Genomic DNA, 20,231 nt, shown 5'->3' on the forward strand with positions numbered 1-20,231 from the left:
AGGCCCGCCAGGTGTCCGAGCAGAACCTTTCCGCGACCCAGTTGCAGGCCGTGCTGGACCGGGCGGCCGAGGGCGGCCGGATCACCGCCGAGGAGGCGCTGGAGCTGTACCGGTCGGCCCCGCTGCACGCGCTCGGCGCGGCCGCGGACGCGGTGCGGCGGCGGCGGTACGCGGGTGTCGAGCACATCGCCACGTACATCATCGAGCGGAACATCAACTACACCAACGTCTGCGTGACCGCGTGCAAGTTCTGCGCGTTCTACGTGCCGCCGAAGAGCGAGAAGGGCTGGTCGCGGGACCTGGACGAGATCCTGCGCCGGTGCGCGGAGACCGTCGAGCTCGGCGGCACCCAGATCATGTTCCAGGGCGGCCACCACCCCGACTACGGCGTCGAGTACTACGAGGAGAACTTCGCCGCGATCAAGGCCGGGTTCCCGCAGCTGGTGATCCACTCGCTGGGCGCCTCCGAGGTCGAGCACATGGCGAGGATCTCGGGCGTCACGATCGAGGAGGCGATCACCCGGATCCACGCGGCGGGCCTCGACTCGTTCGCGGGCGCCGGTGCCGAACTGCTGCCCGAGCGGCCGCGGAAGGCGATCGCGCCGCTCAAGGAGTCCGGCGAGCGCTGGCTGGAGATCATGGAGACCGCGCACCGGCTCGGTGTCGAGTCCACCTCCACCATGCTGATGGGCACCGGCGAGACCAACGCCGAGCGGATCGAGCACCTGCGGATGATCCGCGACGTGCAGGACCGCACCGGCGGCTTCCGGGCGTTCATCCCCTACACCTACCAGCCGCAGAACAACCACCTGAAGGGCTCGACCCAGGCCACGGTCTTCGAGTACCTGCGGATGATCGCCGTCGCCCGGCTCTTCCTCGACAACGTCGCCCACATCCAGGGCTCCTGGCTCACCACCGGCAAGGAGGCCGGCCAACTCTCCCTGCACTACGGCGCGGACGACCTCGGCTCGGTCATGCTGGAGGAGAACGTCGTCTCCGCGGCCGGCGCCAAGCACCGCTCCAACCTGCACGAACTGATCCACCTGATCCGCACCGCCGGCCGGGTGCCCGCCCAGCGCGCCACCACGTACGAGCACCTGCGGGTCCTCGACGACCCGGCCAACGACCCGGTCGACCCGCGGGTCGCCTCGCACATCGCCTCCACCGCGATCGAGGGCGGCACCGCGCACCCCGAACTCACCATCCTGGCCGCCAACTGACGGCCCCGGCCCGGGTCCGAATCGGATGCTGACGCTGCACCGGGCGGAGCTGCTGTTCACCGGCACCGCGCTGATCGAGGACGGGGCGGTACTGGTCGACGGCGCGACCGTCACCGCGATCGGGCCCGCCGCGGAGCTGCCGGGCGGCCCGGCGCGGCTCCGGGAGTGGCCCGGGGTGCTGGTGCCCGGGCTGCTCAACCGGCACGGGACGTGGCTGCTGGAGCACGCCTACCACCCCGACCCGCGGGAAGGGCTCGGGGAACGGCCGCTGGCGCCCCCGGCCGGGCTGAGCGACGAGCAGTGGGGCGGCAGCGCCCGGCGCGGGCTGCAACGGCTGCTCGGGCACGGGGTGACGGCCCTCGCCGGGACGTTCGCCCGGCCCGCGGTCCGGACGGCGGTCGGGCGGTCCGGCCTGCGACGGCCTCCCGGCGGGGACCCCGCCCCGGGCGGCCTCGACCCGCTCGCGGAGCGGGCGTTGACGGCTGCCCTGCACCGGCCGCTGGTGGTCGGCGGGGTGGCGGACTTCGCGGTGTTCGCGGCGGGGGCGGTCCAGGAGCTCGACGGGGGCGGGGCGGTCTGCCTGGGGACGGTGCTGGACGGGCGGTTGCTGTACCGGCGGCGGTAGGGGGCGAGTTCGGGGTGCTGTTTTTCACAGGCCCTCAGCAGCACGGACTCTTCGGTGGGCTCCGGCCGGCAGCAGCATCGACCCGCCGTTCCCCGGGCCCCTGACGGGGCCGCCGTGCGGCATCGACCCGCCGTTCCCCGGGCCCCTGACGGGGTCCTGACGGGGCCGCGGGCGGGGTCCCGGTGGGGCGGGGGTTTTCTGACTGGCCGTGACCCGGGGCGGTTTTTGCGGCTACCATCCCGGTCAGACCTCTGCCGAGCCCAGGAACAGGACGTATGCGCGCCGCGACCCCCGAACGTGTGCGGACCAGACCGGCTCGGGGCTGGTACGTCGGGGCCGTGCTGAGTGCCGTGGTGGCGGTGGCGATGTGCCTGCTGGGGTGGCGCCAGGCGGACCAGGCCGACCGGATCGACGCGCACCCGGTGCGGGTCGAGGGGACGGTCACTCAACTGCCGGGCGGCAGCGGAACGTACAGCCAGATCACGTACCCGGTGGACGGGCGGCGGTTGACCGCGGCGGACCTGTGGCTGCCGGAGGGGGCCCGGGTGGGGGACCCGATCTGCCTGGAGCGGGCGGCGGACGACCCGTCCGCGGTACGGGTGTGCGGGAAGACCTACCCGCAGCCGGTCGGGGTCGGGCTGGCGCAGACGAGCGTGCCGGCGGCGGTGCTGCTGTGCGCGCTGTGCGTGTGGCGGATCCGGCGGTTCCGGCGGCATCAGGCGGGGGAGGAGCGGGCGCAGGCCGGTTTCGCGGTGGCGTTCGCGGCGGAGGGGATGCCCGCGCTGACCCAGGGGAAGCGCTCCCGGCGCCGCCGCAAGGGGGGCCGCCGCGCCCTGCGGTGAGCCCTGGTGGAGGTCCGCGGCACCGCAAGGTGAACAATGGGGGCGTGACCCGAGCCCATCTGGACAAGCAGCCGCAGGACGTCGCCGCCATGTTCGACGACGTCGCGGCCAAGTACGACCGCACCAATGACGTGCTCTCGCTGGGCCAGGCCCGGCTGTGGCGCCGGGCGGTGGCCGACGCGGTGGGTGCCGTCGCGGGCCAGCGCATCCTGGACCTCGGTGCGGGCACCGGGACGTCCTCGCTGCCGTTCCTGGAGGCGGGCGCCGACGTGGTGCCGTGCGACTTCTCGATCGGGATGCTGACCGAGGGCAAGGACCGGCACCCCGAGCTGGCGCTGACCGCGGGCGACGCGACCCGGCTGCCGTTCGCCGACGAGTCGTTCGACGCCGTGACGATCTCGTTCGCGCTGCGCAACGTGCAGGAGCACGAGGTGGCGATGCGCGAGATGCTGCGGGTGACCAAGCCCGGCGGGAAGCTGGTGATCTGCGAGTTCTCCACCCCGACCTGGACGCCGCTGCGGACGGTGTACACCGAGTACCTGATGCGGGCGCTGCCGCCGGTGGCGACCAAGGTGTCCTCCAACCCGGAGGCGTACGTGTACCTCGCCGAGTCGATCCGGGCCTGGCCGGACCAGCCCGCGCTGGCCGCCGAGTTGCAGCAGGCGGGCTGGACGAAGGTGGCGTGGCGCAACCTGACCGGCGGCATCGTCGCCCTCCACCGCGGCTTCAAGGCGCCGTAGACTGCGGTGGTTCGGCACTCCGTCCGCCGCCGAGGCGTTGACGGGGCGTCGGCCCCCCGACTCCGTGACCCCGACGCGCTCAGGAGAGAGCCCCGTTTGACTTCCTCCCCGCCCGGAGGGGCGGGGGTTCCCCTCAGCCTCGCGGCTGAGCCGCCGCGCGTGGGCGCGGCGGTGGGACGACTTCCTGCTTCATCGACGACTGCCCGCCCGGAGTGCTCCGTTGAGGTCTTACACCGTCTCCACAGGCTGCTGCCGCCAGCCCGGCGGCCAGGATGTTGCGGGCCGCGTTGACGTCCCGGTCGTGGACCGCACCGCAGTCGCACTCCCATGCGCGGACGTTCAGCGGCATCGCGTTGCGGATGGTCCCGCAGTCCGAGCACAGCTTGGAGCTGGGGAACCACCGGTCGACGGTGATCAGCTCGCGGCCGTACCACTGGGCCTTGTACTCCAGCATGGACCGCAGCTCGGTCCACGAGGCGTCCGAGATCGCCCGGGCGAGGCTGTGGTTTCCCAGCATGTTGCGGACCGCCAGGTCCTCGATCACGACCGTTTGGTTTTCGCGGACGAGTCGAGTGGTGAGCTTGTGCAGGAAGTCACGCCTGCGGTCGGCGATGCGGGCGTGCACCCGGGCGACCTTGAGACGGGCCTTGGCCCGGTTGTTGCTGCCCTTGGCCTTGCGGGCCAGTTCCCGCTGGGCCCTGGCCAGCGCGAGCCGGTCGGCGCGCTCGAACTTCGGGTTGGCGACCTTCTCGCCGGTGGAGAGCGTCACCAGGCTGGTGATCCCCGCGTCGACACCGACAGCCGCGTTGACCGGGTCGGGCATCGTGGGCCGGTCCTCGCACAGCACCGAGACGAACCACCGGCCTGCCGCGTCCTGCGACACGGTCACCGTGGACGGAACCGCACCCTCCGGAAGCGGACGGGACCACACGATGTCCAGCGGCTCCGCCATCTTCGCCAGCGTCAGAGCGCCGTTCCGGAACCGGAACGCGGACGACGTGTACTCGGCGGAGCGGCGGGACTTCCGCTTCGACTTGAACGTCGGGTACTTCGCCCGCTTCGCGAAGAAGTTGGTGAACGCCCCCTGCAAGTGCCGGAGGGTCTGCTGCAACGGGACGGACGACACCTCGGAGAGGTAGGCCAGCTCCTCGGTCTTCTTCCACGCCGTCAACATCGCGGAGGTGGTGTTGTAGTTGATCCGCTCCTGACGGAGGCTCCACGCCTCGGTCCGGGCCTGCAACGCCATGTTGTAGACCTTCCGCACGCACCCGAAGGTGCGCGACAGCTCAGCCGCCTGCGCATCCGTCGGATAGAAGCGGAACTTGAAAGCCCGCTTCACGCGGGTGGCCGCCATTTCTCACACGCTACCACCCCCGCGTGTGACCACATGAAGCATCATCAACTACCGGTACGCCGTACCGCTTTGGCGGCTGTTCGGCTTCCCCTGCCCCGCTACGCGGGAGCTCTGTTTCCTCCCCGGCCGAGGCCGGGGGTATCCACGAAGGAGATCCGATGACCGAGACCGCCGTCGAGTCCACCGCCGACGTCATCGTGGTCGGCGCCGGTCCGGCCGGCTCCAGCACCGCGTACTGGCTGGCCCAGGCGGGCCTGGACGTGCTGCTGCTGGAGAAGACCGAGTTCCCGCGCGAGAAGGTGTGCGGGGACGGCCTGACCCCGCGCGCCGTCAAGCAGCTGGTCGACATGGGCATCGACGTGTCCGCCGAGGGCTGGCTGCGCAACAAGGGCCTGCGGATCATCGGCGGTGGCGTCCGGCTGGAACTGGACTGGCCGGACCTCGCCTCCTTCCCCGACTACGGGCTGGTGCGCAAGCGCGCCGACTTCGACGAACTGCTCGCCCGGCAGGCGCAGAAGGCCGGCGCCCGGCTGTACGAGAACTGCAACGTCAGCGGGCCCGTGCAGGACCGGACCGGCCGGATCACCGGCGTGACGGCGAAGCTCGGACCGGACAAGCGGGAGATCGAGTTCCACGCCCCGCTGGTGGTCGCCGCGGACGGCAACTCGACCCGGCTGTCGCTGGCCATGGGCCTGCACCGGCTGGAGTCCCGGCCGATGGGCGTCGCCTACCGGACGTACTTCACCTCGCCCCGGCACGACGACGACTACCTGGAGTCCTGGCTGGAGCTGTGGGACACCCGCGGCGGGCAGAAGAAGCTGCTGCCCGGCTACGGCTGGATCTTCGGCATGGGCGACGGCACCTCCAACGTCGGCCTCGGCATCCTCAACTCCTCGCCCGCCTTCGGCGACCTGAACTGGCGCGAGGTGCTGAAGAGCTGGTGCGCCGGCATGCCCGAGGAGTGGGGCTACACGCCGGAGAACATGACCGAACCGATCCGCGGCGCCGCGCTGCCGATGGCCTTCAACCGGCAGCCGCACTACACCCGCGGCCTGCTGCTGGTCGGCGACGCGGGCGGCATGGTCAACCCGTTCAACGGCGAGGGCATCGCCTATGCGATGGAATCCGGCCAACTCGCGGCGGGCGTCATCGTCCAGGCGATGGCCCGGATCACCCCCGAGGGCCGGGAACGCGCCCTGGCCCGCTACCCGCAGCTGCTCAAGGACACCTACGGCGGCTACTACACGCTCGGCCGCGCCTTCGTGAAGCTGATCGGCAACGACCGGGTCATGCGGATCGCCGCCGAACGCGGCCTGACCCACCCCGTGCTGATGAAGTTCGTCCTCAAGCTGCTCGCCAACCTGACCGACCCGACCGGCGGCGACGCCGCCGACCGCATCATCAACGGCCTGGCCAAGGTGGCACCGCGGGCCTGACCACGGGCACGCCGGGACGGCGGCGGGCGGGCGCGGGAGCGCCGGCCCGCCGCCGTTCGCGTGGGCGGTGCTCAGCGCCGGGCGTCCCGCTCGCGGAGGTCGGGCACGACGGACGCGACGGTGGTGAAGTCGTTGTCGACGTGCAGCACCGTGAGGTCGTGGTGGGCGGCGGTGGCACAGACCAGCAGGTCGATCGCACCGGCCGAGCGGTGCAGACTCCGCTGCGTCAGCCGGTACTGGGCGGAATCCACCCACCGCCAGGCCGACTTGGGCACCGCGGCGGTGCCGCACAGGGTGTCCAGCTCGTCGGCCAGCTCGTCGCGGTGCGCCGGACTCGTGGCGGAGTACAGGAACTCGGCGCGGGTGGGCTCGCAGACGTGCAGCGCCCCGGCGGCGATGTGCCCCTCCCAGGCGCCCAGCGCCCCCGGGGTGCGGAACAGGTGCCACAAGGCCGAGGCGTCGACCAGGTAGCCGATCAATCGAGGCCCTCCTGGCGGGCCCGCTTGGCGGCGGCCCGGGCGGCCGCGGCCGCGTCGAACTCGCCCCGGGCGCCCCTGGCGGCGAGCCGTTCCGCCGCCTCCAACCGCTTCATGCGCGCTGTGTACTCGCGGAGGGCGGTGTTGACGGTGTCCTTCTTGGTGGTGGTGCCCATCAGCTTCATCGCCGCGGCGAGGGCCTCGTCGTCGATGTCGATCTGCGTGATGCTCACTCCGCGCCTCCGGGGCTGTGGGCAATGTTGATACCCAGCATATGTCATCAACATCGCTCGGGCCGGTACGGGACGCGGGCCCCGGACGGGTGCAGTTGGTCCGTTCCCGGGCTGAGCGCCGACCTCCGGCCGTACGCTGACGGCGGCAACAGGACGGTAGGGGAAGGGATTTGACGCATGGCGCACCCGAAGCCACTGGACCCCTACGAGTCGCCCAGGTCGTTCTACGGTTCGGAGCTGCGCCGGTTGCGCGAGGACCGGGGGCTGTCCCAGGAACGGCTGGGCGAGCTGGTCTTCTGCTCCGGCGCGTACGTCGGCCAGATCGAGGCCGCGACCCGCCGGCCGCAGGAGGACATGTCCGAACGCTTCGACAGCGTGCTCGAAACGGGCGGCCACCTCGCCCGGCTGTACCCGCTGGTCACCCGCACGATTCCGGCCAAGTACTCCGTCGTTGCCGCCGAGCCTCGGGCCGAGCCCGAGCCGGTCACCCGCATGCGTTTCGCCGAGTACTTCACCACTGTCGCCGAACTCCAGTCCGTGGCCCGGACGATCAGCTCGTTCTCCCCGACCCTCGTACCGGGGCTGCTCCAGACGCCGGAGTACGCGCGGGCCGTCTTCCGGGCCGCCCAGCCCCTGCGTCCGGCGGCGGACATCGCCGACCGGGTCCGCCTGCGGATGGACCGCGCGCGGATCTTCGACCGCCCGACGAGTCCGTTGTACTGGGCCGTCCTGGACGAGAGCGTGATCCGGCGGCCGGTCGGTGGCGCGGCAACGATGGCCGAACAGCTTCTCTCCATCGTGGAACTGGCCCGAAAGAACCGGATCGTCGTCCAGGTGCTCCCGTTCTCCGCCGGCGCCCACGCGCTGATGGAGGGCGAACTGTGCCTCCTGACCTTCGCCGACGCCCCACCGGCGGCGTACGTCGAAGGACCCCACGCCGGTCAGCTGATCGACGACTCGTCCACCGTCGCCGAGTGCGTGCTGTCCTACGACTTCACGCGCGTCGCCGCGATGCCGCCGGAGGAGTCCCTGGACCTGATCGAATCGGTGGCGGAGGAGTACGCACAGGGCAGGGGTGACCGCCACCGTGGCGCAAGAGCAGCTACAGCGGCGGCAACAACGGGAACTGCGGCGAGGTGAACGACGCCCGCCCCGGCCGGTCGGGCGGGCTGAGGAGTGTCGGGGAGCCCCTGCGCTGCGGGGGCCTCTCGGCTTCGGCGGGGGCGGAAAGCGGTTGCCCGCCGCCTTGCGGGTGCGGGACAGTGGCGGTTTCCGAGTGTCCCGTCCGATGGTGCACGGGCCCCCGTCGAGTGTTCCGGGAGCCGTGCCGTGGCCGTTGTGTCGATCGAAGCCCGTCCGCAACTGTTGCGGGATCTGCCGTTGTTGGCGGTGGCGGTGGTGTGGGGGTCGAGTTTCTGGGCCGTGCGGGAGGTGGCGGAGGACCGGACGGTGGTGGCGGTGCTGGTGTTGCGGTTCGGGGTGGTGCTGCCGGTGCTGGGGTTGGTGGCGTGGCGGCGGTTGCGGGGGTTGTCGTTCGCGCAGTGGGGTGGCGGGGCGGTGCTGGGGGTGGTGCTGGGGGCGGTGTTCCTGCTGGAGACGTACGGGGTGGTGCACACGTCGGCGACCAATGCGGGGCTGGTGATCAGTCTGACGATGGTGTTCACGCCGCTCGCGGAGGCGGTGCTGCGGCGGTCGGCGCCGCCGGCGGGGTTCCTGGCGGCGGTGGGGGTGTCGGTGCTGGGGGTGGCGCTGCTGACGGGGCTGCGGGCGCCGTCGGTGGGTGACCTGCTGGTGCTGGGGGCGGCGGTGGCGCGGACGGTGAACGTGTTGGCGACGGCCCGGTTGCGGTCGGTGCGCGGGGCGGACGCGCTGGCCCTGACCTGGGTCCAACTGGCGTTCGCCACGGCGGTGTTCGCCCTGGCGGCGCCGTTCGCGGGGCCCTCGCCGCTGGCGGTGGCGGCGTCCTTCGACGCGGCCCGCTGGGGGCTGCTGCTGTACCTGTCGCTGCTGTGCACGCTGTTCGCGTTCTTCGTGCAGCTGTGGGCGGTGCGGGCGACCTCGCCGTCGCGGGTGAGCCTGCTGCTGGGCACCGAGCCGCTGTGGGCGGCGCTGTGCGGGGTGCTGCTGGCGGGGGACCGGCCGGGGCGGCTGGCGCTGCTGGGGGCGGTGGCGGTGCTGGCGGGCACCGAGTGGGGGCGGCGGCGGGCGCCGCGGTTCCCGGCGGCCGGCTGAGAGCTTGTGAACGAAGGGTCAAGCGGTCGTCACTCCGGGTCCACCGGGCGAGTGAGATCCACTACCACGTAAACCGGATCACTCCGAAATTTGCCCTGACCGCCGCAGAATTGATATAGGGCGTGGCCGAACGGCAGCCGTTTGCCCCCGGTTTGCGACTGTATGTGGCCAATTGCCCACATCGGGTGGAACGGTGGTGATCGATCCGCCTTCGCGGGCTTCGTCGGGTGGCGAAGGTCACAAAGATCGTCGGGAACTGCGTGTCGCAGATCACAAGCGGACAGGCATAGGATGCGCTCCAACCTGGCTTTGTGAACTGCCTCACATGGAGCCGGATCCCACGAAGTGGATCATCATTTCACCCTTGGTGACCTGGTGGTTCCGATCTGCAGTCAAGGACGACTGGACGGAGGGAGCGGGGGCTATGAATGCCTACGCGCCGATCCTCGTACTCGGTGCCATCGCGGCGGCGTTCGCGGTCGGCTCCGTCGTGATGGCCTCGCTCACCGGCCCGAAGCGCTACAACCGGGCCAAGTTGGAGGCGTACGAGTGCGGTATCGAACCGACCCCGCAGCCGGTGGGCGGCGGTCGGTTCCCGATCAAGTACTACCTGACGGCGATGCTGTTCATCGTCTTCGACATCGAGATCGTCTTCCTCTACCCCTGGGCGGTCAGCTTCGACGCCCTGGGGATCTTCGGGCTGGTCGAGATGCTCCTGTTCATCGCCACCGTGTTCGTCGCCTACGCCTACGTCTGGCGCCGCGGCGGCCTGGAGTGGGACTGACCACCGGCTGCCGCCGCGCACGGGACGCGCGGACGTTTGTGAACGGGCGGACAAGCCACCGGACTCGAGGGCATTGAGAGGGAACTGATGGGGATCGAGGAGAAGCTGCCGAGCGGCTTCCTACTCACCAGCGTGGAGGCCGCCGCGGGCTGGGTGCGGAAGGCTTCGGTCTTCCCGGCCACCTTCGGTCTGGCCTGCTGCGCGATCGAGATGATGACCACCGGCGCGGGCCGCTACGACCTGGCCCGGTTCGGCATGGAGGTCTTCCGGGGCTCGCCCCGGCAGGCCGACCTGATGATCGTGGCCGGCCGGGTCAGCCAGAAGATGGCGCCGGTGCTGCGGCAGGTCTACGACCAGATGCCGAACCCGAAGTGGGTCATCTCGATGGGCGTGTGCGCCTCCTCCGGCGGCATGTTCAACAACTACGCGATCGTCCAGGGCGTCGACCACATCGTCCCCGTCGACATCTACCTGCCGGGCTGCCCGCCCCGCCCGGAGATGCTGCTGGACGCGATCGTCAAGCTGCACGAGAAGATCCAGCACGAGAAGCTCGGCGTGAACCGCCGCCGGGCCGAGGAGGAGGCCGAGCGCCTCGCGCTGCAGGCCGTCCCGACCAGCGAGATGCGGGGGCTGCTGCGATGAGCGACGAGCAGAAGTCCGAGCAGAAGCCCGACGTGCCCGCGACCCGGCGGGAGATCCCGGTCGAGGTGGTCGGCCGCCGGCAGGGCATGTTCGGCGCCCACGGCACCGGCGACACCTCCGGCTTCGGCGGCCTGACCGCGCCGATCGTGCTGCCCGGCCCGAGCGAGCGCCCGTACGGGGGCTACTTCGACGAGGTGGCCGACGAGTTCGAGGGCGCGCTGGAGGAGCAGGGCCTCGACGTGGCCGACGTGATCGAGAAGACCGTCGTCGACCGCGGCGAGCTGACCTTCCACCTGGACCGCGCGCACCTGCTGAAGGCGGTGCGGATCCTGCGCGACGACCCGGCGCTGCGGTTCGAACTGTGCCTGGGCGTCAGCGGCGTGCACTACCCGCAGGACAAGGGCCGGGAGCTGCACGCGGTCTACCACCTGCGCTCGATCACCCACACCCGGCTGATCCGGCTGGAGGTCACCGCGCCCGACGCGGACCCGCGGATCCCGTCCGTGGTGAGCGTCTACCCGACCAACGACTGGCACGAGCGGGAGACCTACGACTTCTTCGGCCTGGTCTTCGAGGGCCACCCGGCGCTCACCCGGATCATGATGCCGGACGACTGGCTGGGGCACCCGCAGCGCAAGGACTACCCGCTCGGCGGCATCCCCGTCGAGTACAAGGGCGCCCAGATCCCGGCTCCCGACCAGCGGAGGTCGTACAGCTGATGAGCAGCACCCACTACGAAGCAGGAGCCCGGGAGACCACCGAGGGACGGGTGTTCACCGTCACCGGCGGCGACTGGGGCGAGGTCGCCGAGGCGGTGGCCGGCGCCGACGACGAGCGGATCATCGTCAACATGGGCCCGCAGCACCCGTCCACCCACGGCGTGCTGCGGCTGATCCTGGAGATCGACGGCGAGACGGTCACCGAGGCCCGCTGCGGCATCGGCTACCTGCACACCGGCATCGAGAAGAACATGGAGTTCCGCAACTGGGTGCAGGGCACCACGTTCGTGACGCGGATGGACTACCTCACTCCGCTGTACAACGAGACCGCCTACTGCCTGGCCGTGGAGAAGCTGCTCGGGATCACCGCGGACGTGCCCGAGCGGGCCACCGTGATCCGGGTGCTGATGATGGAGCTCAACCGGATCTCCTCGCACCTGGTGGCGCTGGCCACCGGCGGCATGGAGATCGGCTCCACCACCCTGATGATCTACGGCTTCCGGGACCGCGAAGTCGTGCTGGACATCTTCGAGCTGGTCACCGGCCTGCGGATGAACCACGCCTACGTCCGCCCCGGCGGCCTGGCCCAGGACCTGCCGCCCGGCGCGGTCGACAAGATCCGCGAGGGCGTCAACCTGCTGCGCTCGCGGATGCACGAGTACGACAAGCTGGCCACCGACAACCCGGTGTTCAAGGCCCGGCTGGTCGACGTCGGCTTCCTCGACCTGCCCGGCTGCCTGGCGCTCGGCGCCACCGGCCCGATCCTGCGGGCCACCGGCCTGCCGCACGACCTGCGCAAGTCCGACCCGTACTGCGGCTACGAGACCTACGACTTCGACGTCGCGGTGGCCGACAGCGCGGACTCCTACGGGCGGTTCCTGATCCGCCTGGAGGAGATGAAGCAGTCGCTGCGGATCGTCGAGCAGTGCCTGGAGCGGCTGAAGCCCGGACCGGTCATGGTGGCGGACAAGAAGATCGCCTGGCCGTCCCAACTGGCCGTCGGCCCCGACGGCATGGGCAACTCGCTGGACCACATCCGGAAGATCATGGGCACCTCGATGGAGGCCCTGATCCACCACTTCAAGCTGGTCACCGAGGGCTTCAAGGTCCCGGTCGGACAGGCCTACGCCGCGGTGGAGTCGCCCAAGGGCGAACTCGGCGTGCACGTGGTCAGCGACGGCGGCACCCGGCCCTACCGGGTGCACTTCCGCGACCCGTCCTTCACCAACCTGCAGACGATGGCCGCGATGTGCGAGGGCGGCCCGCTGGCCGACGTGATCGTGGCGGTGGCCGGGATCGACCCGGTGATGGGAGGCGTGGACCGGTGAGCAGCACAGAACTCGGCCTGCCGGCGCTGCCGGCCAAGCCCTACCCGCCGGAGGTGGCGGCCCGACTCGCGGCCGACGCCCGGGAGTTGATCGACCGCTACCCGCAGTCCCGGTCCGCGCTGCTGCCGCTGCTGCACCTGGTGCAGGCCGAGGACGGCTGCGTCACCCCGACCGGGATCCGGTTCTGCGCCGAGCAGTTGGAGCTGACCACCGCCGAGGTCACCGCGGTCGCCACCTTCTACACGATGTACCGGCGGCGCCCGGCCGGCGAGTACCACGTCGGCGTGTGCACCAACACGCTGTGCGCGGTGCTCGGCGGCGACCAGATCTTCGACGAGCTCAAGCAGCACCTCGGGATCGAGAACAACCAGACCACCGAGGACGGCTCGGTCTCGATCGAGCACATCGAGTGCAACGCGGCCTGCGACTACGCCCCCGTGGTGATGGTCAACTGGGAGTTCTTCGACAACCAGAACCCGGACAGCGCCAAGCAGCTGGTCGACCAGCTGCGCGCCGGGCAGGAGGTCCGCCCCACCCGCGGCGCCAAGCTCTGCTCGTTCAAGGAGACCTCCCGGATCCTGGCCGGCTTCGCCGACGGGCGCCCCGGCGCCAACGACGAGTCCGGCGCGGGCGGCGCGCCCTCGCTGGCCGGCCTGCGCCTCGCCAGGGGCGAGGCGCTGCCCGGCACCCCGGGCGCCAAGGTGGTCTCCCCGCGGCACGAAGGGACGGAAGCGTGATGACCTCCGCCGAACCGGCCGAGAAGCTCCTCTCCCCGGTCCTGTCCGCCTCCTGGGACGACCAGCGCCCCTGGACGCTGGAGACCTACCGCCGGCACGGCGGCTACGACGGCCTGCGCGCCGCCCTCGCGATGGCCCCGGACGAGGTGATCGCCCTGGTCAAGGACGCGGGCCTGCGCGGCCGCGGCGGCGCCGGCTTCCCCACCGGCATGAAGTGGCAGTTCATCCCGCAGAACGACGGCAAGCCGCACTACCTGGTGGTCAACGCCGACGAGTCCGAGCCGGGCACCTGCAAGGACATCCCGCTGCTGTTCGCCAACCCGCACGCGCTGATCGAGGGCATGGTCATCGCCTCGTACGCGATCCGCTGCGAGCACGCCTTCGTCTACCTGCGCGGCGAGGTCGTCCCGGTGCTGCGCCGCCTCCAGGCGGCGGTCGCCGAGGCGTACGAGGCCGGGTACCTCGGCAAGGACGTCCAGGGCTCCGGCATCAACCTGGACATCACCGTGCACGCCGGCGCCGGTGCGTACATCTGCGGCGAGGAGACCGCGCTGCTCGACTCGCTGGAGGGCCGCCGCGGCCAGCCCCGGCTGCGCCCGCCGTTCCCGGCGATCGCCGGCCTGTACGCCTGCCCGACGGTGGTGAACAACGTCGAGTCGATCGCCTCGGTGCCGCCGATCCTGGCCCGCGGCAAGGACTGGTTCAAGTCGCTGGGCACCGAGAAGTCGCCCGGCTTCACGCTGTACTCGCTCTCCGGGCACGTCACCAACCCCGGCCAGTACGAGGCGCCGCTCGGCATCACGCTGCGCCAGCTGCTGGAGATCACCGGCGGCGTCCGGGCCGGGCACCGGCTCAAGTTCTGGACGCCGGGCGGCTCCTCGACCCCGATGTTCACCGACGAGCACCTCGACGTCCCGCTGGACTACGAGGGCGTCGGCGCGGCCGGGTCGATGCTCGGCACCAAGGCGCTGCAGGTCTTCGACGAGACCACCTGCGTGGTGCGGGCCGTCACCCGGTGGACCGAGTTCTACGCCCACGAGTCCTGCGGCAAGTGCACCCCGTGCCGCGAGGGCACCTACTGGCTGGTCCAGCTGCTCAAGCGGATCGAGGCCGGACAGGGCGAGGCCGGGGACCTGGAGAAGCTCCTCGACATCGCCGACAACATCAACGGCAAGTCGTTCTGCGCCCTGGGCGACGGCGCGGCCAGCCCGATCGTCTCCTCGCTGCAGCACTTCCGCGCCGAGTACGAGCAGCACATCAACGAACACCGCTGCCCGTTCGACCCGGCGGCCTCCACCGTCTGGGCCGACCGGGCCCCCGTCCACGAGTCCGCCACCGAGAGGGAGGTGCACGCGTGACGGTCACGGAGCCTTCCACCCAGACCGAGCTGGTCACGCTCACCATCGACGGCGTCGAAGTCAGCGTCCCCAAGGGCACGCTGGTGATCCGCGCCGCCGAGCAGATCGGCACCCAGGTCCCGCGCTTCTGCGACCACCCGCTGCTCGACCCCGTCGGGGCGTGCCGCCAGTGCATCGTGGAGATCGAGGGGCAGCGCAAGCCGGTCGCCTCCTGCACCATCCCGGTCACCGAGGGCATGGTGGTGCGCACCCAGCTGTCCTCCGCGGTCGCCGAGAAGGCGCAGCGCGGCGTGATGGAGCTGCTGCTGATCAACCACCCGCTGGACTGCCCGGTCTGCGACAAGGGCGGCGAGTGTCCGCTGCAGAACCAGGCGATGTCCACCGGCGACCCCGACTCCCGGTTCGACGGCGCCAAGCGGACGTACGAGAAGCCGCTCCCGCTCTCCACCCAGGTGCTGCTGGACCGCGAGCGCTGCGTGCTGTGCGCCCGCTGCACCCGGTTCTCGCAGCAGATCGCCGGCGACCCGTTCATCGACCTGGTCGAGCGCGGCGCGCTCCAGCAGGTCGGCACCGGCGCGGACCAGCCGCTGGACTCGTACTTCTCCGGCAACACCATCCAGATCTGCCCGGTCGGCGCGCTCACCTCCGCCGCCTACCGGTTCCGCTCCCGCCCGTTCGACCTGGTGTCCTCCCCGTCGGTGTGCGAGCACTGCTCGGCCGGCTGCGGGCAGCGCACCGACCACCGGCGCGGCAAGGTGCTGCGGCGCCTGGCCGGCAACGAGCCGGAGGTCAACGAGGAGTGGAACTGCGACAAGGGCCGGTTCGCGTTCCGCTACGCCCAGCAGCGCGACCGGTTCACCACGCCGATGGTCCGCGGCGAGGACGGCGAACTCGTCGCCGCCTCCTGGCCGGAGGCGCTGACCCGGGCCGCCGAGGGGCTGCGCGGCGCCCGCGCCGGGGTGCTCGCGGGCGGCCGGGTGACCGTCGAGGACGCGTACGGCTACGGCAAGTTCGCCCGCCTCGCGCTCGGCACCAACGACGTCGACTTCCGCGCCCGGCCGCACAGCGGCGAGGAGGCCGACTTCCTGGCCGCGGCCGTCGCGGGCACCGGCGTCGACCTGGACGGCAACGGCCTGACGTACCGTCAACTCGAAGCCGCCCCCGCCGTGCTGCTGGTCGGGCTGGAGGCCGAGGAGGAGGCGCCGATCGTCTTCCTGCGGCTGCGCAAGGCCAACCGGGCCTCCGGGCTGCGGGTGTTCTCGATCGCCTCGCACGCCACCCGCGGCCTGGCCAAGCTGCGCGGCGCGCTGCTGCCCGCCGCCCCCGGCACCGAGGTCGAGTGGCTGGGCGCGCTGGCCGGCGAGGAGGTACTCGCCGACGACGCCGGGCGCTGCGCGGACGCGCTGCGCTCGCCGGGCGCGGTGGTGCTGGTCGGCGAGCGGCTCGCGCAGACCGCGGGCGGCCTGAGCGCCGCGCTGCGCCTGGCGCACACCACCGGGGCGAAGCTCGCCTGGGTGCCGCGCCGGGCCGGTGAGCGCGGCGCCGTCGAGGCGGGCGCGCTGCCCGGGCTGCTGCCCGGCGGCCGGTCCGTCGCGGTGCCCGCCGCCCGGGCCGAGGCGGCCGCGCACTGGGGCGTCGCCGAACTGCCGTCCCGCCCCGGCCGCGACACCGGCCAGATCCTGGCCGCCGCGGCGGCGGGCGAGTTGGACGCGCTGGTGGTCGGCGGCGTCGGCCTGGACGACCTGCCGGACCCGGCGCTGGCCGACGAGGCCCTGGCCCGGGCCGACTTCGTGCTCTCGCTGGAGCTGCGCCCGTCCGCGGTCACCGCGCACGCCGACGTGGTGCTGCCGGTCGCGGCGGTCGCCGAGAAGGCCGGCACCTTCCTGGACTGGGAGGGCCGGGTCCGGATGTTCGAACCGGCGCTCAAGCCCGACCAGTTGATGCAGCGCCACCTGCACGCCGACGTCCGGGTGCTGAACATGGTCGCGGACGCGCTGGACCGGCCGATCGGCCTGCCCGACGTCCGGGCGGCCCGCCTGGAGCTGGACCGTTTCGCCCCGTGGACGGGCGACCGCCCGGCGGCGCCCGCCGCGCACCCCGCGGTGCTGCCCCGCCCGGCCACCGGGCAGGCCGTGCTGGCCGGGCACCGGATGCTGCTGGACCACGGCACCCTCCAGGAGGGCGACGAGCACCTGGCCGGCACCCGGCACGCCGCGGTGGCCCGGCTGTCCGCCGCCACCGCCGCCGAGGTCGGCGCGACGGCGGCGCTGCGGGTCACCGGCCCGGCCGGGTCGCTGACCCTGCCGCTGGAGATCACCGACGCGATGCCGGACCGCACGGTCTGGCTGCCGCTCAACTCGACGCCGGACGGCGGCGCGTACCGCGCGCTCGGCACCACGGTCGGCCACCTGGTCACCATCGCCCCGGCGGAGGAGTCATGAGGGTCCTTGCTGCTGCCGACACGCTCGGCTTCTTCGGCCGCGACCCGTGGTGGCTGGTGCTGCTGAAGGCGGTGTTCTGCTTCGCGTTCCTGGTCCTGACGGTGCTGATCGCCATCGTCTGGGAGCGCAAGGTGGTCGCCTGGATGCAGCTGCGGATCGGCCCGAACCGGCACGGCCCGTGGGGCATGCTGCAGTCGCTGGCCGACGGCGTGAAGCTGGCGCTGAAGGAAGACCTGGTGGTCAAGGGCGCCGACAAGGCGGTCTACGTGCTGGCGCCGATCGTCGCGGCGATCCCCGCGTTCATGGCGTTCGCGGTGATCCCGTTCGGCCCGGCGGACAACGAGGTGTCGATCTTCGGCACCCGCACCCCGCTGCAGCTGACCGACCTGCCGATCGCATTGCTGTACATCCTGGCCACCGCCTCGGTGGGCATCTACGGCATCGTGCTGGCCGGCTGGTCGTCCGGTTCGACGTACCCGCTGCTGGGCGGCATCCGCTCGTCCGCGCAGATGATCAGCTACGAGATCGCGATGGGCCTGTCGTTCGCGGCGGTGTTCATCTACTCGGGCTCGATGTCGACCTCGGAGATCGTCTCCTCGCAGCAGCCGACCTGGTTCGCGGTGCTGCTGCCGGTGTCGTTCATCGTCTACATCATCGCCATGGTCGGCGAGACCAACCGGGCGCCGTTCGACCTCCCGGAGGCCGAGGGCGAGCTGGTCGGCGGCTTCAACACCGAGTACTCCTCGCTGAAGTTCGCGATGTTCATGCTGGCCGAGTACGTCAACATGGTCACCGTCTCGGCGGTCGCCTCGACGCTGTTCCTGGGCGGCTGGCGCGCCCCGTGGCCGGTGTCCGCCTTCTGGGAGGGCGCCAACCACGGCTGGTGGCCGATGCTGTGGATCGTGCTGAAGATCCAGCTGCTGCTGTTCTTCTTCATCTGGCTGCGCGGCACCCTGCCCCGGCTGCGCTACGACCAGTTCATGAAGCTCGGCTGGAAGGTGCTCATCCCGGTCTCGCTGGTGTGGCTGGTGATGGTCTCCACGGTGCGGGCGCTGCGCAACGAGGGCTACGGCTTCGCCAACGTGGTGCTGTACGTGGGGGCGCCGCTGGCGGTGGTCCTGCTGATCGCGCTGGTGGTCGACCTGCTGCGCAAGAAGCCCGAGCCGGTGCCGGAGGCCGCCCCGGCCTTCGACCCGATGGCCGGGGGCTACCCCGTCCCGCCGCTGCCCGGGCAGGAACTGCCGCCCGTGCCGCGCCGCCGCCGCCGGACCCCGCAACTCCAGGACGCCCTCAACGGGGCCGACCATTCCGAAGGGAGCTGATCCGAGATGCCTGACGAACCGTCAGAGAAGTCGATCCTCGGGCCGGCCGCCGGCTTCGGCGTGACCTTCAAGGCCATGTTCAAGAAGCGGCTCACCGAGCAGTACCCGGAGTACAAGAAGCCCACCGCTCCGCGCTTCCACGGCCGCCACCAGCTGAACCGGCACCCGGACGGCCTGGAGAAGTGCGTCGGCTGCGAGCTGTGCGCCTGGGCCTGTCCGGCCGACGCGATCTACGTCGAGGGCGCCGACAACCGGGACGAGGAGCGCTACTCGCCCGGCGAGCGGTACGGCGCGGTCTACCAGATCAACTACGCCCGCTGCATCCTGTGCGGGCTGTGCGTCGAGGCGTGCCCGACCCGGGCGCTGACCATGACCAACGAGTACGAGCTCGCGGACTCCAGTCGGCAGGACCTGATCTTCACCAAGGAGCAGTTGCTGGTCGGGCTGTCCGAGGGCATGGTCGACTCCCCGCACTCGATCTTCCCCGGCGCCGACGAGGGCGCCTACTACCGGGGCGAGATCACCGGCGCGGCGCCCGGCACCGTCCGGCAGGAGCGGCACGAGCGGGAGAAGGAGGAGCAGTCATGACCTCCACCGGCGAGGCCGTGCAGTTCTGGGTGCTGGCCGTGATCGCGGTCGGCGGGGCGCTCGGCATGCTGCTGATGAAGAAGGCCGTGCACTCGGCGCTCTGCCTGGCGGCGACCATGCTGTCGCTGGCGGTCTGCTACATGGCGCAGGGCGCGGTGTTCCTCGGCGTGGTGCAGATCGTGGTCTACACCGGCGCGATCATGATGCTGTTCCTGTTCGTGGTGATGCTGGTCGGCGTCTCCTCGGCGGACTCGCTCAAGGAGCAGCTGAAGGGCCAGCGGGTCGCCGCGGTGCTCTGCGGCCTGGGCTTCGGCGTGCTGCTGATCGCCGGCCTGGCCAACGCGCACCTGCGGAACTTCACCGGCCTGTCCGCGGCGAACGCCGAGGGCAACGTGCAGGGCCTGGCCCGGCTGATCTTCACCAAGTACGTGTGGGCGTTCGAGGTGACCGGCGCGCTGCTGATCACCGCGGCGATCGGCGCGATGGTGCTGACCCACCGCGAGAAGGTCAAGGCGCCGCCGACCCAGCGCCAGCTGGCGGCCCGCCGGGTCGCGGACAACATCCAGGTGCCGCCGCTGCCCGCCCCCGGCGTGTACGCCCGGCACAACGCGGTGGACGTCCCGGCGCTGCTGCCGGACGGCACCGTCGCCGAGGACTCGGTGATGGGCACCCTGCGCGAGCGCGGCCAGGTCCGCGACGTCAGCCAGGAGATGCTGCGGCGGATGGCCGAGCTGGAGGAGACCACGGCCGACTGGCTGGGCCGCCCGTCCTCGGCCCGCCCGCAGGTCGCCGGGCCGCGCCAGGCGCTGGAGACCGTGCCGACCAAGGACAAGGAGGAGGCGGAGTGAACCCGGCCAACTACCTGTACCTCGCCGCGCTGCTGTTCACCATCGGCGCCTCGGGCGTGCTGGTGCGGCGCAACGCGATCGTGCTGTTCATGTGCGTGGAGCTGATGCTGAACGCCTCGAACCTGGCGCTGGTCACCTTCTCCCGGCTGCACGGCAACCTGGACGGCCAGATCATCGCGTTCTTCACCATGGTGGTCGCGGCGGCCGAGGTCGTGGTCGGCCTCGCCATCATCGTCTCCATCTTCCGGACCAGGCACTCCGCTTCGGTCGACGACAGCAACCTGATGAAGCTGTAGGCGGAGGGCC

Annotated in this window: 21 protein-coding genes; 18 read left to right on the top strand and 3 right to left on the bottom strand. The window is 71.5% G+C overall.

Annotated elements, in window-relative coordinates; translation table 11 throughout:
• The first annotated feature begins 11 nt into the window (after positions 1–11).
• From mqnC to OU787_RS18915, 4 genes are all read left to right on the top strand, one after another.
• Positions 12–1,220 carry a cyclic dehypoxanthinyl futalosine synthase gene (mqnC, locus tag OU787_RS18900; protein ID WP_268660077.1) on the top strand — a complete coding sequence of 403 codons (1,209 nt, stop codon included), beginning with the start codon at positions 12–14 and terminating at the stop codon, positions 1,218–1,220.
• Positions 1,221–1,245: 25 nt separating this feature from the next.
• Complete coding sequence (locus OU787_RS18905; protein WP_268660078.1) at positions 1,246–1,845, top strand: hypothetical protein; 600 nt, start codon at positions 1,246–1,248, stop codon at positions 1,843–1,845.
• A 338-nt stretch (positions 1,846–2,183) separates the two neighbouring features.
• Positions 2,184–2,687: a hypothetical protein gene (locus OU787_RS18910; protein WP_157852244.1), complete on the top strand. Its 504-nt coding sequence runs from the start codon at positions 2,184–2,186 to the stop codon at positions 2,685–2,687.
• Positions 2,688–2,731: 44 nt separating this feature from the next.
• Entirely contained in the window at positions 2,732–3,427 is a 696-nt protein-coding gene (locus OU787_RS18915) for a demethylmenaquinone methyltransferase (protein ID WP_030459091.1), read from the top strand.
• A gap of 133 nt (positions 3,428–3,560) precedes the next feature.
• Here the strand turns inward: OU787_RS18915 and OU787_RS18920 are convergent, their stop codons facing one another.
• Complete coding sequence (locus OU787_RS18920; protein WP_268660079.1) at positions 3,561–4,781, bottom strand: RNA-guided endonuclease InsQ/TnpB family protein; 1,221 nt, start codon at positions 4,779–4,781, stop codon at positions 3,561–3,563.
• Positions 4,782–4,939: 158 nt separating this feature from the next.
• Here OU787_RS18920 and OU787_RS18925 point away from each other — a divergent pair, with 158 nt between their 5' ends.
• Complete coding sequence (locus OU787_RS18925) at positions 4,940–6,217, top strand: geranylgeranyl reductase family protein (protein ID WP_268660080.1); 1,278 nt, start codon at positions 4,940–4,942, stop codon at positions 6,215–6,217.
• Positions 6,218–6,288: 71 nt separating this feature from the next.
• Here OU787_RS18925 and OU787_RS18930 read toward each other — a convergent pair whose 3' ends face one another.
• Both OU787_RS18930 and OU787_RS18935 read right to left on the bottom strand, forming a co-directional pair.
• Positions 6,289–6,696: a PIN domain-containing protein gene (locus tag OU787_RS18930; RefSeq protein ID WP_268660081.1), complete on the bottom strand. Its 408-nt coding sequence runs from the start codon at positions 6,694–6,696 to the stop codon at positions 6,289–6,291.
• Complete coding sequence (locus tag OU787_RS18935) at positions 6,693–6,926, bottom strand: type II toxin-antitoxin system VapB family antitoxin (RefSeq protein WP_123817621.1); 234 nt, start codon at positions 6,924–6,926, stop codon at positions 6,693–6,695. The genes OU787_RS18930 and OU787_RS18935 overlap by 4 nt, the downstream gene beginning before the upstream one ends.
• 177 nt (positions 6,927–7,103) lie before the next feature.
• Between OU787_RS18935 and OU787_RS18940 the strand changes: the two genes are divergently transcribed.
• The 13 genes from OU787_RS18940 (at position 7,104) to nuoK (ending at position 20,221) form a co-directional block, all read left to right on the top strand.
• Positions 7,104–8,066, top strand: coding sequence for a helix-turn-helix domain-containing protein (locus OU787_RS18940; protein ID WP_268660082.1), 963 nt, complete (start codon positions 7,104–7,106; stop codon positions 8,064–8,066).
• 189 nt (positions 8,067–8,255) lie between these two features.
• The gene (locus tag OU787_RS18945; RefSeq protein ID WP_268660083.1) at positions 8,256–9,158 is read left to right on the top strand and encodes a DMT family transporter; all 903 of its coding nucleotides are present in this window, start codon (positions 8,256–8,258) and stop codon (positions 9,156–9,158) included.
• Positions 9,159–9,582: 424 nt separating this feature from the next.
• Positions 9,583–9,942: an NADH-quinone oxidoreductase subunit A gene (locus OU787_RS18950; RefSeq protein ID WP_014137597.1), complete on the top strand. Its 360-nt coding sequence runs from the start codon at positions 9,583–9,585 to the stop codon at positions 9,940–9,942.
• A gap of 87 nt (positions 9,943–10,029) precedes the next feature.
• Positions 10,030–10,584: a NuoB/complex I 20 kDa subunit family protein gene (locus OU787_RS18955; RefSeq protein ID WP_030459087.1), complete on the top strand. Its 555-nt coding sequence runs from the start codon at positions 10,030–10,032 to the stop codon at positions 10,582–10,584.
• Positions 10,581–11,303 (top strand): NADH-quinone oxidoreductase subunit C, encoded by a 723-nt coding sequence (locus OU787_RS18960; protein WP_030459086.1) that lies wholly within the window; start codon positions 10,581–10,583, stop codon positions 11,301–11,303. The genes OU787_RS18955 and OU787_RS18960 overlap by 4 nt, the downstream gene beginning before the upstream one ends.
• Positions 11,303–12,631: an NADH-quinone oxidoreductase subunit D gene (locus OU787_RS18965; RefSeq protein WP_268660084.1), complete on the top strand. Its 1,329-nt coding sequence runs from the start codon at positions 11,303–11,305 to the stop codon at positions 12,629–12,631. The genes OU787_RS18960 and OU787_RS18965 overlap by 1 nt, the downstream gene beginning before the upstream one ends.
• 17 nt (positions 12,632–12,648) lie before the next feature.
• A complete protein-coding gene (gene nuoE / locus OU787_RS18970; protein ID WP_268661887.1) occupies positions 12,649–13,368 on the top strand; it encodes an NADH-quinone oxidoreductase subunit NuoE in 720 nt (239 codons plus the stop codon).
• A complete protein-coding gene (gene nuoF / locus OU787_RS18975) occupies positions 13,368–14,726 on the top strand; it encodes an NADH-quinone oxidoreductase subunit NuoF (protein WP_030459083.1) in 1,359 nt (452 codons plus the stop codon). The genes nuoE and nuoF overlap by 1 nt, the downstream gene beginning before the upstream one ends.
• Positions 14,723–17,167: an NADH-quinone oxidoreductase subunit G gene (locus OU787_RS18980; protein ID WP_268660085.1), complete on the top strand. Its 2,445-nt coding sequence runs from the start codon at positions 14,723–14,725 to the stop codon at positions 17,165–17,167. The genes nuoF and OU787_RS18980 overlap by 4 nt, the downstream gene beginning before the upstream one ends.
• Positions 17,164–18,489 (top strand): NADH-quinone oxidoreductase subunit NuoH, encoded by a 1,326-nt coding sequence (gene nuoH / locus OU787_RS18985; RefSeq protein ID WP_030459081.1) that lies wholly within the window; start codon positions 17,164–17,166, stop codon positions 18,487–18,489. Before OU787_RS18980 ends, nuoH begins: the two co-directional genes overlap by 4 nt.
• A 6-nt stretch (positions 18,490–18,495) precedes the next feature.
• Positions 18,496–19,077 carry an NADH-quinone oxidoreductase subunit NuoI gene (gene nuoI, locus OU787_RS18990; RefSeq protein ID WP_030459080.1) on the top strand — a complete coding sequence of 194 codons (582 nt, stop codon included), beginning with the start codon at positions 18,496–18,498 and terminating at the stop codon, positions 19,075–19,077.
• Positions 19,074–19,925 (top strand): NADH-quinone oxidoreductase subunit J, encoded by an 852-nt coding sequence (locus OU787_RS18995; RefSeq protein ID WP_035954565.1) that lies wholly within the window; start codon positions 19,074–19,076, stop codon positions 19,923–19,925. The genes nuoI and OU787_RS18995 overlap by 4 nt, the downstream gene beginning before the upstream one ends.
• A complete protein-coding gene (gene nuoK, locus OU787_RS19000) occupies positions 19,922–20,221 on the top strand; it encodes an NADH-quinone oxidoreductase subunit NuoK (RefSeq protein WP_030459078.1) in 300 nt (99 codons plus the stop codon). Before OU787_RS18995 ends, nuoK begins: the two co-directional genes overlap by 4 nt.
• The last annotated feature ends 10 nt before the right edge of the window (positions 20,222–20,231 follow it).

The organism is Kitasatospora sp. YST-16 (genome assembly GCF_026802215.1).
Lineage (GTDB): Bacteria > Actinomycetota > Actinomycetes > Streptomycetales > Streptomycetaceae > Kitasatospora > Kitasatospora cineracea.